This is a genomic window from Mesorhizobium sp. WSM4820 (genome assembly GCF_055811075.1).
In genome coordinates this window covers 49,138-64,996 of sequence record NZ_JBVVQN010000024.1, presented here as the reverse complement: position 1 = coordinate 64,996, position 15,859 = coordinate 49,138, and the positions used below count along the sequence as shown (strand labels likewise).

12 protein-coding genes and 2 pseudogenes are annotated in these 15,859 nt (G+C 61.2%); 4 read left to right on the top strand and 10 right to left on the bottom strand.

The features are described 5' to 3' along the window. Nucleotides 1-69 precede the first annotated feature (69 nt). The 7 genes from AC0L2R_RS29115 to AC0L2R_RS29085 form a co-directional block, all read right to left on the bottom strand. Entirely contained in the window at nucleotides 70-693 is a 624-nt protein-coding gene (locus tag AC0L2R_RS29115) for a hypothetical protein (RefSeq protein ID WP_473512979.1), read from the bottom strand. Further along, a complete protein-coding gene (locus tag AC0L2R_RS29110; RefSeq protein ID WP_473512978.1) occupies nucleotides 680-1,843 on the bottom strand; it encodes a hypothetical protein in 1,164 nt (387 codons plus the stop codon). The genes AC0L2R_RS29115 and AC0L2R_RS29110 overlap by 14 nt, the downstream gene beginning before the upstream one ends. A 94-nt stretch (nucleotides 1,844-1,937) precedes the next feature. Further along, nucleotides 1,938-3,932 (bottom strand): glycoside hydrolase family 127 protein, encoded by a 1,995-nt coding sequence (locus tag AC0L2R_RS29105; RefSeq protein ID WP_473512976.1) that lies wholly within the window; start codon nucleotides 3,930-3,932, stop codon nucleotides 1,938-1,940. Between the two features lie 27 nt (nucleotides 3,933-3,959). Continuing rightward, nucleotides 3,960-4,817 (bottom strand): carbohydrate ABC transporter permease, encoded by an 858-nt coding sequence (locus AC0L2R_RS29100; RefSeq protein WP_023802294.1) that lies wholly within the window; start codon nucleotides 4,815-4,817, stop codon nucleotides 3,960-3,962. Then, a complete protein-coding gene (locus tag AC0L2R_RS29095) occupies nucleotides 4,817-5,740 on the bottom strand; it encodes a carbohydrate ABC transporter permease (RefSeq protein ID WP_091600506.1) in 924 nt (307 codons plus the stop codon). The genes AC0L2R_RS29100 and AC0L2R_RS29095 overlap by 1 nt, the downstream gene beginning before the upstream one ends. A gap of 379 nt (nucleotides 5,741-6,119) precedes the next feature. Further along, complete coding sequence (locus tag AC0L2R_RS29090) at nucleotides 6,120-7,376, bottom strand: ABC transporter substrate-binding protein (RefSeq protein WP_473512974.1); 1,257 nt, start codon at nucleotides 7,374-7,376, stop codon at nucleotides 6,120-6,122. 124 nt (nucleotides 7,377-7,500) lie between these two features. Beyond that, a complete protein-coding gene (locus tag AC0L2R_RS29085; protein ID WP_473512972.1) occupies nucleotides 7,501-8,553 on the bottom strand; it encodes a LacI family DNA-binding transcriptional regulator in 1,053 nt (350 codons plus the stop codon). 353 nt (nucleotides 8,554-8,906) lie between these two features. Here AC0L2R_RS29085 and AC0L2R_RS29080 point away from each other — a divergent pair. The 3 genes and pseudogenes from AC0L2R_RS29080 to AC0L2R_RS29070 all read left to right on the top strand — a co-directional run. Continuing rightward, a pseudogene (locus tag AC0L2R_RS29080) lies at nucleotides 8,907-9,497 on the top strand (NRAMP family divalent metal transporter); the annotation flags it as partial. Between the two features lie 565 nt (nucleotides 9,498-10,062). Beyond that, a complete protein-coding gene (locus AC0L2R_RS29075) occupies nucleotides 10,063-10,239 on the top strand; it encodes a hypothetical protein (protein ID WP_023799002.1) in 177 nt (58 codons plus the stop codon). A 1,014-nt stretch (nucleotides 10,240-11,253) separates the two neighbouring features. After that, entirely contained in the window at nucleotides 11,254-11,628 is a 375-nt protein-coding gene (locus AC0L2R_RS29070; protein ID WP_023799003.1) for a PRC-barrel domain-containing protein, read from the top strand. A 273-nt stretch (nucleotides 11,629-11,901) separates the two neighbouring features. On the opposite strand, the pseudogene AC0L2R_RS29065 reads toward AC0L2R_RS29070, so the two are convergent. Together AC0L2R_RS29065 and AC0L2R_RS29060 are read right to left on the bottom strand one after the other, a co-directional pair. Then, nucleotides 11,902-12,154: pseudogene (locus AC0L2R_RS29065) on the bottom strand (patatin-like phospholipase family protein); the annotation flags it as partial. Between the two features lie 14 nt (nucleotides 12,155-12,168). After that, nucleotides 12,169-13,068: an HNH endonuclease gene (locus AC0L2R_RS29060; protein ID WP_473512971.1), complete on the bottom strand. Its 900-nt coding sequence runs from the start codon at nucleotides 13,066-13,068 to the stop codon at nucleotides 12,169-12,171. 198 nt (nucleotides 13,069-13,266) lie between these two features. On the opposite strand from AC0L2R_RS29060, the gene AC0L2R_RS29055 reads away from it, so the two are divergent. After that, nucleotides 13,267-13,677 (top strand): dihydrofolate reductase family protein, encoded by a 411-nt coding sequence (locus tag AC0L2R_RS29055; RefSeq protein ID WP_473512970.1) that lies wholly within the window; start codon nucleotides 13,267-13,269, stop codon nucleotides 13,675-13,677. 539 nt (nucleotides 13,678-14,216) lie between these two features. Here AC0L2R_RS29055 and AC0L2R_RS29050 read toward each other — a convergent pair. Then, entirely contained in the window at nucleotides 14,217-15,575 is a 1,359-nt protein-coding gene (locus AC0L2R_RS29050) for a phosphatase PAP2 family protein (protein WP_473512968.1), read from the bottom strand. Nucleotides 15,576-15,859 lie beyond the last annotated feature (284 nt).

Sequence of the window (15,859 nt, the reverse complement as noted above, 5' to 3'; positions counted from 1 at the left end):
CAGCGTTCTGTGAACACGCCTATTGCGCGCGTTCATGATACGCATGGACTGCAGATTTTGAGCGTGATCTCAAATCGCATCCAGCCGCAACGACACCAGCTTGATGGAGCGCTTGTAGATGTCGCTGGCGGCCGGAGTCGGCGGAATGCCGTCGAGATAGTCGAAGGCGATTTCGAGTGTATCGGCCTTGCCGAGAGCCGCCGGTGGAACGACGAACGAGACCGTTCGTGGTTCTTTGCCAGACAGCGTCTCCGCATGCACCCGAACACCGTTCACCGAGATCACCACCCTTTGCGTGATCTGCGGTGGACGAATGACGGCGGCCATTTCCAGCGTGGCCATCAGGCTGTCGCGGAGCGGCGGTATCTTCACGCGAAGCCGCGAGGTCTCGCCTAGCGAATGGGTGCCGTCGCCTGCCGACCCCGACCAGCCGCAGACCTTTATGCTGGCTGCCCGTTTGGCGCCGTCGCTCCGGAACGACACCGTCTGGCCAAGTGTGTAGCTGCCGGTCGCATCGCGATTGAGGCAGGTCGTCGTCCGATCGATGTAGTAGGCGCGATAGTCGGCGTTGACGTCCGGATTGAGAGCAAGCGCAAGGATGACGATCTCGGCCCCGGCCAGAACCGCCGCGAGCGCATAGCCGCCGAGCCAGGCGGCGCGCCGATACCGGGCCGGATCGTCAGACCAGGGCAAGGTAGCCTCCGATCCACGCCACAGTCGTGAAATAACAGGCGCCAAGGAAGAGAACCAAAGCCGCCAACCACATCAGCTTCGGCGCCGACAACAGGATGGCGAGCAGAATTGTCAGGGGCGCAAGCCCAATGACGTATCTGACCATCGAGGCCAGGTTGGTGATCAGCGGCAGGACGATGCAGAGCGCGCAGAACAGTGCCGCGCCATATTGCCTACGTACCGCCAGGACGGCCGATAGCGCCAGACCGGCGATCGCGGCGAGTGCACTCCATTGCGGCGACGTGGGCAGCCATCCGGTGGTCGGAACAGCTGAGAGCCCGTCCCATAGAAAGACCAGCGGATTGCCCGCCACCCGTCCGAACGCGCGCTGGATGTGCAGGAATGCAAAGCCGTCTCCGACGGTGAGGTACAGGAACAGGATGTAAGCGAACAAACCGGCCGGCGAGATGAGGACAGCGACCAGCAGATCCGGTCGGCCAAGCAGCCAACGCGGGAAAGACAGCGCCGATCCGCCCTGCCGGCGGTGCTCGCTGAACATTTGAATGACGGTCGCAAAGACGACGAAAACTCCGACCAGCCTGGTCGCCGACAGCAGTGCGGATGAAACGCCCGCGGCGAGATAGCTGGAGCGCTTGAGCGCCAGAAAGACGCAGGAGGTCAGCAGCACGAAAAGCGGTTCGCTCAGGAAGGTCGTGAAGTGAAACGAGAACGGCCCGCTGAGCAAAAACGCGCAATACAGTATATAGGCACGCATGTTCTTCTCGAGCAGCGGCCACGCCACCAGACAGGCGGCGTAGCTGCACGCAATCGAGGTGATCGTCGCGATCAGTATCGTAGGGAAAGGGAAAACTGACCGGATCGCCGCCACCAGCACCGGATAGAGCGGGAAGAAGCTCCAGCGACCGACATTGCTGTGGTTTGGAATGGGAAAACGCTCATAGCCCTGTTCGCTGATGCCAATGTACCAGGCGCAATCCCACCGGCACAGCGCACGGGCATAAGCCGCGAAACCTGTCTCCTCCGACACCGAAGCAAAAGCCGCATAGCGGATGGCCAGTCCGCTGATCACGAACAGCAACGGCACCGCCGCAATGGTCACGACCGTAAGCCGACCGCCGGCGTTCGCACGCACAACAGCTTCGAGCGCCACAATCTGCCTCCGCCCGTTGAAGTGGCTGACGCCACTCAAAACTAGATGACGCGCGCCATGGTGAATTCAAGGTATGCTGAAGCTGCGGTACCGCCTATCCGGCGCTTCTGATCCAGACCAGCATCTCGCCGGGATCGCGGTTGTCCCAGGCAAAATACGGCACGGCGGTGATTTTTGCTTCTTCAACCGCCGGCGGTTCGGTGCGATAGAGGCCGTTGTCCCAGTCTTCAAACGCCTCTTTCCTGGCAACAGCCGAAAGCGTCACGACGCCGCCCAAAAGGTTCGGCTGCTGATGCGCCTCGATCTCGGCTGTCGGCGGCAAGGCGATGCGGTGCAGCTGGCCGGCATTGTCGGTCTCCTCGACGCAATAGATCAGCGGACCGCGGGCAAGCGCGACGCGGCCGATATCCTGCCGCACCTGCGGGTTGGCATAGAGCCGGTCGATGGCCATTTCGAGGTCGAGCTCGACCTGGTCGCCCTTGCGCCATTCGCGCCGGATCGCGGCATAGCCGTCGCTGGTGACCGCCGGCAGATCGACCGCCTCCCCGTTCACCTTGAGCGCCGCCTTGCGGCACCAGGCCGGCAGGCGCAGGTGCAAGGTAAATGTCGTCGGCGCCTCGGGCTCGATCGTGATCGAGACCGCGCCGTCCCATGGATAGTTGCTGGTCTGGCGCAGCTCCGTTTGCGTTCCTGCGATATCGAAACGAGCCGTACTGTTTCCATAGAGATGGACGGCAAGGGCATCGCCGGACAGGCCGTAGAAATAACTGCCGATCGAGGCGACCATGCGGCCGATATTGGGTGGGCAGCACGGGCAGCGGTGCCATTTCCAGCGGTTGTGCTTGCCCCGGCTTTCCTGCGGATTTTCATAGAAGAACAGCGAGCCGTCGAGCGACAGGCCCGAAATCGAGCCGTTGTAGAGAGCCCGCTCCATCATGTCGGCGTAACGCGCATTGGGGCCCATGCCGAGCATGCGGCTCGCCCAGAACACCAGTCCGACCGAAGCGCAGGTCTCGGCATAGGCGGTTTCGTTGGGCAGGTCGTAGTCTGATGTAAAGCCCTCATTGTGCGACGACGGCCCGAGGCCGCCGGTGATGTAGAGGTTCTTGGTGGTGAGGTCGTCCCACAGCCGGTCGAGCGCCGCCCGCAGCGTGTCGTCGCCATATTCGGTCGCGATATCGGCCATCCCGGAATAGAGATACATCGCCCTCACCGCATGGCCGACGACCTTGTCCTGCTCGCGCACCGGCTTGTGCGACTGGCTGTATTCGTAGGTCTTGAAATGATAGGCTTTTGGGTCGGCGCCGCGGGCACGCGCCTCCTCGTCGAAATAATGCGGCTCAAGGCCGCGCTGGTCGATGAAGTATTTTGCCAGGTCCATGTACTTCTGCTCGCCGGTGACCCGCGCGAGCTTGACCAGCGCCAGTTCGATCTCCTCATGGCCGCAATAGCCTTTCCTCTTGCCGGGCTCGGCGCCGAAGGTCTCGGCGATATGGTCGGCATAGCGGCACATGATGTCGAGCAGCTTGCGTTTTCCCGTCGCCTGGTAGTAGGCGACCGCGCCCTCGATCAGATGGCCGGCGCAATAGAGCTCGTGGCAATCGCGCAGATTGGTCCAGCGCAGGCCGGGCTGGATGCGCTGGTACCAGCTCGACAGATAACCGTCGGGTTGCTGCAGCTTGGCGTACATGTCGATGACGGCGTCGATCTTCTTCTCCAGCGCGTCGTTGCGGCGGCGATACAGCGAGTAGGCGGCGGTCTCGATGGTCTTGCCCCAGTCGGAGTCCCAGAACATCTGGGTGGTGACCGTCGAGCCGGTGAATTCGTTGCCGGCGGTGGCTGCTTCGTCCGGTGAAGGTGAGTGGAACGGAATGACGACGCCCGGCGATGGCCGATCCGGATCGATCTGCTCGAGCATGCGTGCCTCGACGCAGCGGTCGTAGAGGATGCCGGCGGTCCTGGTGGCGACGGCATCGGCACGGTCGCCCCAGAAGCCGCGCACATCGACCTGCGGCACCGGCAGCGGACGAAAGGCGCGTTTCGGCTTGTCCAGCGAGGCAGCCGGCTTGGCGGATTGCGATGCAGTCATCAATTTACTCCGGTTCGGTTCGATTGGTCACTTCACGGCCCCTGCCATGAGGCCGCGGATGTAGAAGCGCTGCAGCAGCAGGAACAGCACCAGGCATGGCACCATCATCACGGTGACCCCGGCCTGCACCGCGCCCCAGTCGATGGCGCCGAAGCGGCCCGACTGCAGTGCCGTCATCATGATCGGCAGCGTGAATTTGGACTGATCGGTCATCAGCACCAGCGCTGCCAAAAATTCGTTCCAGGCGCCGAGGAACGCGAACAGCGCGATGGTGACGATGCCTGGCCAGACCAGCGGCAGCATCACCCGCAGCAGCATGGTGACATTGTTGGCGCCGTCCATGCGCGCCGCCTCCTCGATCTCGCGCGGCACCGCGTCGAAGGCGTTGCGCATCATGAAGATCGAGAACGGCAGCTGCAGCGTGACATAGACGCAGACCAGCCCGGTCAGCGTGTTGTGCAGGCCGATCTTGGTCAGCACCAGGAAGATCGGCGTCAGGATCGACTGGAACGGGATCATGATCGTCGACAGGATAAGGACGAAGAGCAGGTTCTTCAGCGGAAAGCGGAAGCGCGAGAAGCCGTAGCCGGCCAGCACGCTGACGATCACCGACAGCACCACCGTCATGACCGAGACATAGATGCTGTTTTGCGCCGGCAGCCAGAGGCCATCGCCAAAGGTGTTGAGCGTGGCATAATTCTCGACCGAAAAACCCGTCGTCGGCCAGGGCGGCAACGGCGGCTGGCGCGATTCCTGTGCCGGCTTGAAGGCCGAAAGCACGGTCCAGACGATCGGCGCCAGGAACAGCAGCGAGGCGATGATGCCCGTCGCGTGCTCGGCGATCTGCATGCCGATGCGGCGTTTGCGGCTTCGTGCCTGCGCCATCAGTCAACGCCCTCCGGTTGGCGCAGCAACCGCAGCTGGATCAGGCTGAGCGCGACCAGGATGACCAGCAGGACCATCGACAGCGCGGCGCCATAGCCGAGCTTGAACGACACGAACGACTGGTTGAAAATCCAGTAGACGGCGGTCAGCGTCTGGTTGCGCGGTCCCCCGCGCAGGATGATGTAGAACTGGTCGAAGGCGAGCACCGAGCCGGCAACCGACAGGATCAGCGCCAGCGCCAGCGTGCGGCGCATCAGCGGCAGGGTGATGGCGCGAAACCGCGCCAGCGGCCCTGCCCCGTCGATCATCGCCGCCTCCTGCAGATCCGGCGGGATCGATTGCAGGCCGGTCATCAGGATGATCATGGTAAAACCCGCCACCTTCCAGACGACCATGGCGATGATCGACCAGAACGCCGGCTGGAACGTCGCCAGCAGGTTGACCTTCCTTTCGGTCAGGCCGAGCTCGAAGGCGGCCGGGCTGAACAGGCCGGAATCGACATTGAGCAGCCACGACCACAGCAGGCTGGCCGAGGCGAAACCGATGACCGCCGGCATGAAGAACGACGTCCGATAGAAGCCGGTCAGCGGCCGTGGCCTTTCGATGAACAGTGCCAGCGGAAAGGCGACGACGAAGATCGCGATGGTGACGATCACCGTATAGTAGCCGGTGAATTTGAGCGCGTTCCAGAACCTGGTATCGCGCAGGATCGCCCAGTAATTGTCGAGGCCAATGAACGAGTGCGCGCCCATCAGCGGCCAGTTGTGCAGGGACATCCACGCCGTCATGCCAAGCGGAATGATGAAGAAGACGACGACCAGCGCGACGGCCGGCGCGACATAGAGCAGGCCGACCCACTGCCGGCGGCCGGCGCCAACCAGTTTGCGGCGGGTGGGTGCGGAGGTTGCTGCGATGGAGGTCATGGCTGGCCGCTCACTGGGTTCAGGGCAACGGCAAAAAACCCCCTCACCCGGATTGCCAACCGAATTGCAAAGGGCAATTCGGGGCAATCCGACCTCTCCCCGAGTGGAGAGGAGGTCGCCAGCGTTGACGCCAGCCTCTTCTCCCCAGCGGGGAGAAGGTGGCCGCGAAGCGGCCGGATGAGGGGGTCTTTTCTCAATGCGATAGCCTTGCTGTTAGCGCTACGTCCCCCTCCCCCTCGAGGGGGAGGGTCCGGCCGAAGGTCGGGGGTGGGGTCGCCTGTGCAGCGCGCCGACGCAAAGAGAACGTCGAGCACTGCCGACAACGACCCCACCCGGACCTGTGGTCCGACCTCCCCTCAAAGGGGAGGTAAGCCGGCGCTTACTGCTGCGGCGCCGAATCGATGATCGACTGCATGGTTTCCTGCGCGTTGGCGATGGCGCCATTGACGTCCTCGCCGAAGAAGACCTCGTTGACCATCTGGTTCCACGGACCGTTGGCGGAGTTGATCAGGTCGTTGAACACCACCGAATAGGGCGTGCGACCCTTGGCCATCGCCTCGGCGGCGATCTTGTAGCGCGGGTCCAGATCTTTCAGCGCCTCGTTGGCGATGTCGCCGCGTACCGGCAGGCTGCCATATTTCGCCAGGATGGTCTGGCCCTCGAGCGAATAGGCGAAATCGAGGAATTCCTTCACCACCGCAACCTTGGTCGTGCCCTTGGTGACGACGAAATTGTCGCCGCCGGCAAAGGACGACCAGCCGCCATCCTTGCCCGGCAGGAAGGTGACGCCGTAGTCGATGTCTGGGTATTGCGTGTTCAGGGCGCCGATGGCGAAGGCACCGGACGGCGAGATGCCGATATTGCCGGCGGCAAACGCCGCAAAGAAGTTGGAGCCGGTATCGGTCTGCGCGCCTGCCGGCACCAGGTCCTTCTTGACCATCGAGCGGTAAAGATCGATGGCGCCGCGCAGTTGCGGGCTGTCGAGCGTCGCCTTCGAGCCGTCCTCGGTGAGGATGTCGCCGCCCGAGGCCCAGATCAGCGGCGTGAAGGTGAAGATGTTGCAGCCGCCGCAATTGCCGGAGAAATAGAAGCCTTTGATATCGCCGCCAAGCGCGTTGACCTTTTCGGCATAGGCCTCGATCTCGGCCCAGTTGGTCGGCCCCTTTTCAGGGTCGAGGCCGGCCTGCTTGAACAGATTCTTGTTCCAGATCAGTACCGAGCTATCGGCGGAGAAAGGCAGCCCGTAGATGCGGTCCTTGTAGGTGCCGGTTTTGACGTGCGCCGGCGACAGGCTGTTGAAATAGGGCAGCGATTTCGCCCAGTCGGTGATGTCTTCCAGCTGGCCGGCGGCGGCGAAGGACGGCGTGTAGATCAGGTCGAGCGACAGCGCATCGGGCGCCGTGCCGCCGGCGGCGGCAGCGCCGTATTTCGGGATGATCTCGGCATTGGGGATGATGTCCAGCTTGATCTGGTTCTCATGCCCCTTGTTGAAGGCATCGACGATGCGCGGCATGAAGTTCGAGCCGTCGGCGCGAACCCAGATGTTGGCGGTCTCGGCAGCGGTGGCCGACCCGACCGCTGCGAGCGTGGAAAAAATGCTCGCGGCAAAAGCGAGCCCGGCAATCGTAGTTTTCATGGTTCTCCTCCTCATTTTTTTCTCCTCATTCGGCAGCGCTGCCCTGCAGGCGCGCGCGACCTTTTGCCTTGATGCATGTCGTGATCCCAAAACCGCTGCGCACTTTTGGGCGACATGCATTGCTTCAACCGCCCAGTGGACGGCCGCATGACTGACGCACCACCAGCCGGCACGGCAGTTTTCTTATGCCCGGCTCGGCGGGTTCGCCGCCGACGAGCGAAAGCAAGGTAAGGCCAGCCTCGCGCCCGAGTGCCGCCAGGTTCATGTCGACGGAGGTCAGCGGCGGGCGGGTTGCCTCGGCGACGATCTGCCAATTGTCGAACCCGATGACGCCGACATCGCCCGGCACGCCAAGCCCGCGCTCGCGCAGCGCGTCGATGACGCCGCGCGCGATCTGGTCGTTGCCGCAAAACACGGCATCGGGCTTTTCGCCCCCGCGCTTCGACAGCTTACCGTCGAAAAGCGTCTTCACCGCCTCGTGACCCCACGCTTCCGACCACGATCCGAGCAATGGTTCCATGACCGGCAAGCCTTTCTCGGTCAGCACGTCACGATAGGCCTGGGCCCGCGCGTGCACCACCGCAAAACTCGCCGGCCCGCTGACATGGGCGATGCGCCGCCGGCCAAGCCGGCAAAAATGCTCGACCGCCAGGCGCGCGCCGCCGGCATCATCAGAGACAAAGGCGATGGCGCCCGGATCGGGCTGGGTGAAGGCGTAGATCACGGGAACGCCGAGATTGGACAGATCGACCGGCAGATGGCGATCGATGCGCTTGCCGGTGGCGATGATGCCGTCGACGCGCTTGTCGAGCATGGCATCGACATGCAGCTGACCGAGGCGCTGGTCATCCTCGACATTGCACAAAAACACCGAGACGCCCTTGTCGACCAGCGCATCCGAAATGCCCGACATGACCGGCAACGAAAAACGGCCATAGGTGTCGTTGGTCAACAGCCCGACGGTGAACGAGCGCCGGCGCAACAGGCTCTGCGCCAGGCTGTTCGGGCGAAAGCCGAGCCGCTGCGCAGTCTCGCGAATGCGCTCGCGGGTCTCGGCCGTCATCCGCCCCTGCCCGTTCAGCGCCTTCGACGCCGTCGCAACGCTGACGCCGGCAAGGGCAGCCACCTCACGCAGGGTTACGGGCTTGGTGAAGACTGGCTGGGCGTCGGAGGCCATGGTGCGCAGTGAATTCCTTAGTTGAGAAAAGGTTTTCTCTTATCCTCTTGCGAAGTGCCGACTGGTGAGGTCAGCGAGCCCGAGGCGATTTGGGAAAAGGTTTTCTCAGAGGAGATTAGGGGAAGGATGCGGGGATGGCAAGAGGGATAGATTTGGTTTTGGGCGTGTCTGAGATTTCTTGCTAGGTGCGGTGATCTACGACCGCTTTGCGCCACTACCGGTCATTCGCAGCGCGCCTCGTTAGCTGACCTTCAGCCACCGGCCGGAGTCGACCCCCTTTTGCGGACACTGGTTGTCATCCGGATAGGAGAACACAGGATAAAGATTCATGATGCTAACATCCCGATTATTAGCCCGCCCAAGGCCCGGCTGCTCTTGAACGTATAAGCTTCGACACGATGGCCGGGATGGCAGCCTCGAACATCGTCGGCTTGGCGATTATTCTGACCGCGGCGTCCACGCTGCACCCGGGCGGCATCACCGAGATAGAGACCTCGGCACAGGCGGCGGAAGCGCTGCGCCCTCTTGCCGGCCCCCTTGCTTCGACGCTCTTCGCCCTGGGCATCGTCGGCACGGGCCTCCTTGCAGTGCCTGTTCTGGCCGGCTCGGCAGCTTACGCGATCGGCGAAGCGCTACGCTGGCCCACCGGGCTGACGCGAAAGTCCATGAAAGCAAAAGCCTTTAACGGAACAATCACGCTCGCGACCGTGATCGGGGCGGTGCTCAACTTCACGCCGATAAATCCGATAAAGGCGCTTGTCTGGACGGCGGTGATCAACGGCATCGTCGCCGTTCCGGTCATGGGGATCATGATGTATTTCGCCACACGCCGGGATGTGCTCGGGCAGTTCGTCGTCACCGGGGTGCTCAAATGGCTTGGATGGCTGACCACCGTCGTGATGGCCGTGGCTGTTGTAACGATGGGGGTGGCCGCCTTCGCCTGACGTGCCGGCGTAGGAGGGGCCCGATTCCCTGGCAAATCAATTCGGTCAATCTTCGCGGCCTGCCTGCATGTCCTTCACAGTATTTGGCGATCGGGCGAGCCGTTTCGTTGGTCAGCGTTAGCCATTCCGGCATGATGCCCGATCCTACCGCTCGACTACGCCGTCAGGCGTGAGGGATGCCTGCGGGGCAAAGATGCAGCCGATTGCGCAGCGAGCCGATGGGAAGGCGTCTGATCGCTGAGCCGGCTGTAGAGTTCAAATGCCGATTACGCGGGTCGATACCACGCTGCGGAAACCGGGTTGGACATCACCGCGTCCATCTTGCCCACCTGGACCGGGGCCTGAGCTTGGCGGCATGGCGGAGTTGCTCCCAATTGATCGCATCTTCGACTATCCGGCCATCTTGGCATTCCGTCGAACGCGTTCATCGACGCACCCATTTTCCTTCGTTCACGCGTGAGATGCGCGATCGATTTCATTTCGGAGCCGGCCATGCTTATTTTCCTTGGCTGCTGGAACTTTCAGTGAGAGCGCATGTTGGTTTCCCAGCTATGGGAGAGAAACCATGAACAAGGATGAAGTGAAGCGCTCTGCGAAAAGCGGCGAAGTTAAGGCAAAGCCTGGCAAACCGGCTGGTGACAAGAAAATGAGTGCCGGCGGAACTGCCGGCAAGCTTGACGAAAGCACCAAGAAGGGCCTTGGGAAGACCGAGGACAAGATCAAGGATCGTCTCAAGGGTTGATCAGACGTCAGGGCCGCAACCGTATCGCGGCCCTGCTGCCTAGACCCTTACATTCGGATCGTTGACGGTCACCGACCGCAGCACCTACACAGCCTGTTCTCACCCGCATCAGTGACTTCAGGCTTGTCGGTCATTTGCACTTGCTAAAGTTCACGGAACTCGCGACCTTGTTCGGCGGCGATGCCGGTTTCCCGCACCAAGCCTTGGATATGCATTAAGGTCGGACTTAGAGCGCTAAACAACTCTGCCGGTTGGGACGTCAACGGCCGATTCTGCACAACCGATCTGTCTGAAACTGCCGTTTAGAACTTCACCTGGCGGCATCGATTTCGCGACCTCTTCCGGTCGCGACGCGCAACTCTACCAACCTCCGGCGACAGTGAAAATCGCTTCCTGTGCGGCTACTGAAGAGGCGATTCTTGAAAACGGAACATCCCTACATTGTCGCAGTTTACATTAGTGTAAGATAAACAAGAGAACCGGGGCCATGGGCCGAACCCTGCTGGTTTTCTCGGCGTTAATGCTCTCCTTCGCTCAGGCGGGGGCGCAGGAATGGCAGGAGTTCGGCATCGAAAGGTTTGGGTTTGTTTTCGACGTGCCGCCCGAGTTCGAACTGTTGCATCGTTCAAAGGACGGCGATGGCGCGGCCTTCCAATCCCCGACGGAGCCCTCCTCGCCGTCTGGGGCACCGACGTCGCCGAAAGCGACTTCCTGCCTCAGGTCAAGAAACAGATCAGTCAGGACGAAAAAGAAGGCTGGAAATTCATCTATCGCGGCTGACGCGTGAATGGGCAAGTTACTCGGGGATCAAAGACGACCAGATCCGATATGTCAGAGGCATAACGGTTGCGGCGATCGCGCCGCCATGTTCCTGATGGACTACAGCATGGAGCAAAAAGTTGCCTACGATCGCTCGCTCAAGCCAGAAGATTGCTGACGGCTGGTCCGCACAATCCTTGGAACTTCGAGGGGACGGACCCGTTTTTGCTCCATACCGACGGGAAGGAGCAAATCATGACAAACCAGGACCCCGACATTCGTGAGACCCACGACCTTATCGCCAGCGACATGGTCGTCGGCACCAACGTCTATGACATCCAGGGAAATCACATCGGGCAGGTCGAAAGGCTGATCCTCGAGAAGAGGGGCGGCAGGGTATCCTATGCCGTTCTCAGCTTTGGTGGTTTTCTTGGAATTGGCGACGACTACTATCCGCTGCCGTGGCAGAAGCTCGACTATGACGAGAGCCTTGCAGGATTCCGCATTGACATCACGAAGGAGCAAGTTGAAGGCGCTCCGCGCTATGCTCGCGACCAGGATTTCGACTGGAATGCCGAGAGTGGCCGCCGCGTTTACGACTACTACGGCGTCCGACCGTATTGGGTGTAGCGAAGCCTCTATTGCGCGTTCGTGCCGGCAAGGCGAGTTGGACCGGCGGGCCTTTCGCAGAGACCAAGGAGCATCTGGGTGGCTTCCTGCTCATCGAGCGAAGAACCTGCGGAGGCGATGGAGATCGCGGAGCGGGACTCGCTCGCTCGAATGGGGGCCCGCTTCCGTGACGCCAATAGGCGGCCGGAATGGCCGATTCGGGTCATGCGCGCTGGTTGGGCCCGAATGTCCGGTTTCTGAAAGTAAAATCGGTCCCGGAAGGTCCGGTCAGGGTCAAAAGCGACAGTTCCAACTCTCCCCTTCGCGAGGCGCACCCCTGCACCGACCACCTTCCCGCTTTAGCTCGTCCATAATGTCAGCCGTTTCGGCCAGCAAGGCATCGATCTTCATGAAATGGAGCAAGCGGTATTTCGACACCGCCGGGCGGATCAAGATGATCGAGCTGACACTGCCTCACCTTGTTGGCAATGATCGACCGCATCATCAGTTGCGCGGCGCCGAACATCGGGTCGACTGAGGTCGGGTGTCCGGCGACGCGCCTCACTGCTTGAAGCAGTGGTCGCGGTGCCATTGCAGGAAATGAGCATGCGGGCGTTCAAACTGTCGGCGAGGCGGAAGCGCGCGACGGGCCTTGTTTATGAATGCCTGCACGCTGTCGAGGTCGTTGACCTGTCGCGAGATCAGAATTTCCAAGTCATCGGATAGGCTGATCAATCCGCGATCGAACATCCAATGTGCTGTACCAGACAGTGCGATCCCATTGTTGATGACATCCGGGCCGTTCGCTTCGACCGGTCGAATATGGGCGGCGGAAACTTCGGCCCGGCCGCCGCCATTGATCAACTTCAGTCCCGTGATCGCGCACCGCTCATCATAGGCGCGCAAGACGATGCGACGAAAAATGCGATCCCGCACAATTCGCGATCCGATGTAGCTTACGCGATCACGGCTCTGCTCGAATTCGAATGGCGCCTGCTCATCCTGAAAGCCAGCAGATGTACCGGTCTCATCAACGCGCGGTAGCAACAACTCATTCGTCTCCAGGCCCAAATCGATAATGCGGTTGAAGTCGCTTGGCCCAATCGGCCGAACGGCCGATTGGGCGCGACCGGAAATCCGCTCTTGGTCGTTGAGCAAGCCTCGTTCAACGAGACCGTCAGTTCCGTTGAACGGGACAGGATTGACGAAATCGAGATAGGTTCCGGGCTCAATCAGAGCGAGATACATATCAGGCGTCACAGGATCGGGAATTACCTGTTGGACTTTGGCTACCGCGTAATAGCCACGGGTATCTGTTACCTTGCTAGGCTCGTAATAAATGATCCAGTCACCGACGCATGCTTCGACACGGCGTAGATACGGGCGAGGAAACTGGTATTGCTCTGCGGGGCGGTCGTTGTAGATCGAATCTGGGCGGTGAATGAAGACCCCGAATCCCATGAGCTTCCTGCAATGCGTTCTTTGGGGAATAACACCAATCCGATCTTGGGAACTTAGTCCAGGTCGGAGAAGCTTTTCCCCATGGTATCGGTCCTTTGGAGGCGGATAGGGAAAGCCCCTAACAAGCGACCGCGCTATTTTCACGGAACGTGTCGCAAAGGGCCACCGCCATCCGTCCTCTGACAAAAGGAGAGCGCCATGAGAAAACTCATCGTCACCGAATTCATCAGCGTCGATGGCATCGCCGAGGTCGAGAAGCTGCCCAGCGTGACTTGGAGCGATGAAATGCAAAAGTTCAAGGAGGATGAGCTTGCCGACAGCGGCGCCATGCTTTTGGGGCGCACGACCTATGAGATTTTTGCCGGCTCATGGCCCAAGGAAACCGGAGATTTCGCCGACCGGTTCAACGCGCTGCCGAAGTATGTCGCGTCGACGAGCTTGAAGGCGCTCGACTGGAAACCGGCCGAGTTGCTGAAGGGCGCGTTGCCGGAAGCGGTCAGGCAACTGAAGCAAGGCAGCGGCGGCAACATCTATGTGCATGGCAGCCTCAGCGTCGCGCAGGAATTGCTGCGCCATAACCTGGTCGACCGCGTCAGGTTGCTCAGTTGATTTCGGCCACGCCATTCAGCAATGGCGTGGTGGCGCTTGAATATGCGCCTGTAGTTGCGAAGTCGTGATGAGCGAGCGCCGATGACGGGCAATCTCCCCCCTCATAGGTCCCTCATGGGGGAGTGCCCGGCAGGGCAGAGGGGGCGCGAAAGAACGCCGGCCTTCGTTTCAACCTGTGATGGGCTGGGAACTTGCGCGGTTACGCTATGCAATCGACTGATAGGTTGGCGGGACCGCGCCCCCCTCTGGCCTGCCGGCCATCTCCCCCACAAGGGGGGAGATCGGCAGCTTCAGCCTCGGCGCCCCTGCCCCCTGTCTCCTCCTTCTGCTCAGGACTTTCGGTGTGTTCGCGAGCCGCTCTCAGCCACATGCGGCTACATCATGAGCACGGGCACGACGCAGCGGCTCGCGCTCACAATGTTTATGTCTCATTCACCGAGGTCTCGATGCTAGCGATCTCGTCGATGTCAAGGACTTGCTCGGCCAACTGCCATGGGTCGCAAATGGTCGAGATGGCATCAAAAGAAGGCCTCCTTCCGCTAGTCCGCCCCGTCGGTTTTTGCCCGCTCGATAAATTTCCCCGCGACCGCTTTACCGAGCGCGGCGCCGGCCCGGTTGTCCATTTCATAGTGGATGCCTGCCCAGACGCGGGAATCACCCGCCTCTTTGCCAGCCGCGCGGATGAACTCCGCATGGCCGGGAAACAGGTACGCCAGGACCTCGCATCGGGCAGTCGAGAGCGCGGAGTGGTTCGACGGATAACTGGGATGGGCCGGCACCGCGAACAGGGGAGTGATGCTCGCGTCAAGCATGTTGGGCCGCAGGTACCAATAGGCGTACTTCCCGTCATTGCTTGCAATGAAGGCGTCGTAATGGACCGTTGCGAGCATCGCGTAAGCCCGCGCGGCACGCGGCGGGTTCGTATCCGTCTTGTCCTCGAACATCCACTTGCTGGCATAATCATACCAATCGGTGAACAGGCCGGATGGGCTTTGCCAGTAGAACGCTTTGTAGCTGCTAGGGAATTTTCGCTCAAACTGTCGGACTGCGTCCATCTCGGCCTTTACGGCCGCGGACTGGCAGTCGGGCGGCGCCGGCGGCCTGAATTCATCGGATGCCGCCAGCAGGATCGGCTTCCAGTTTGGCATGTTTACATTGGCGGGTTTGTTCCCGACCCACATGCACGGCCCGGTCGGAACAGTGCCGGTCCACGCCGCATCGGAGCCATCGGCCTTTGCCCGCGCAATCACCTGCTCTGCGACCCTGCGCCCCAACTCCAGGCCGGCTGAAGAATCGCTTGGGAACTGGACACCGGCAAGGACACGCGACTGTGCCGCTTCTTCGGCCATTGTCTTGAACGCCGATGTCTCTTCGGGAAAGAAATAAGAAAGAACGGTCGCGGCAGCTCCGGCGGCTGCGGCATGCTCGGATGGATAGGAGGGACTCCGCGGCGGCGGCAGCGCAGTCGCCAGTGTCGCATCCGCCTCGCTCGGGCGCGGCCGATTGTAGAAGTACTTCGCGTCCCAGGCAGCAATAGTGGCGTCATACATCGCCATCGTCAAATAGGAGTAGACTCGGTGCGCATTTGGAATCTGCTGGTTTTCGAGGAGGCGATTGTTGACCAGATCGATCCATCGATATCCAGGCGAGCCGGCGTCCCAGAAGGTGATTTTGTCGGCGGCAGCCGTATCCTTTTGCGCCAAGAGATCCCGCATCAGTGCCAATTCGGCTGCTGCGGCGGAGGCGTCAGGCGGCGGCGGGACTCGGAAGTCCTCGCCAGACGTGATTACCCATGTCTTCCACGTTCCAGCCTCTGGTTCTATCAACTCCGATTGGGCGAAAGCGCAGTTCCCTGAAAAAAGGATTACCGCGCAGGCCTTGCCGAAACCGCTGAGCATGCGATCCTCCATAGGTGCCCCCGCCCAAAGACGGAAGTTTTTCCGTTTTCAAACCTTTATTTTAGTGAAGGCTAATTATACTCCCAGACGCTGCCGGGTAAAAGGGATAAAGTTAGAGCCCGGCAGTGTCGATCTCAGTCGACCTGTCGCCCGGCGCCAATTCCAACCGGCAGGAGAAGCGCGAAGCAGTGGTGGGCGGTCGGTGCTTGTTGCCCGAGATGGTCATCTCCTCCAACAAGAGGGGAGATCGGCAGTTCGGGCCTTGGCGGTCATCTTGCAACGCT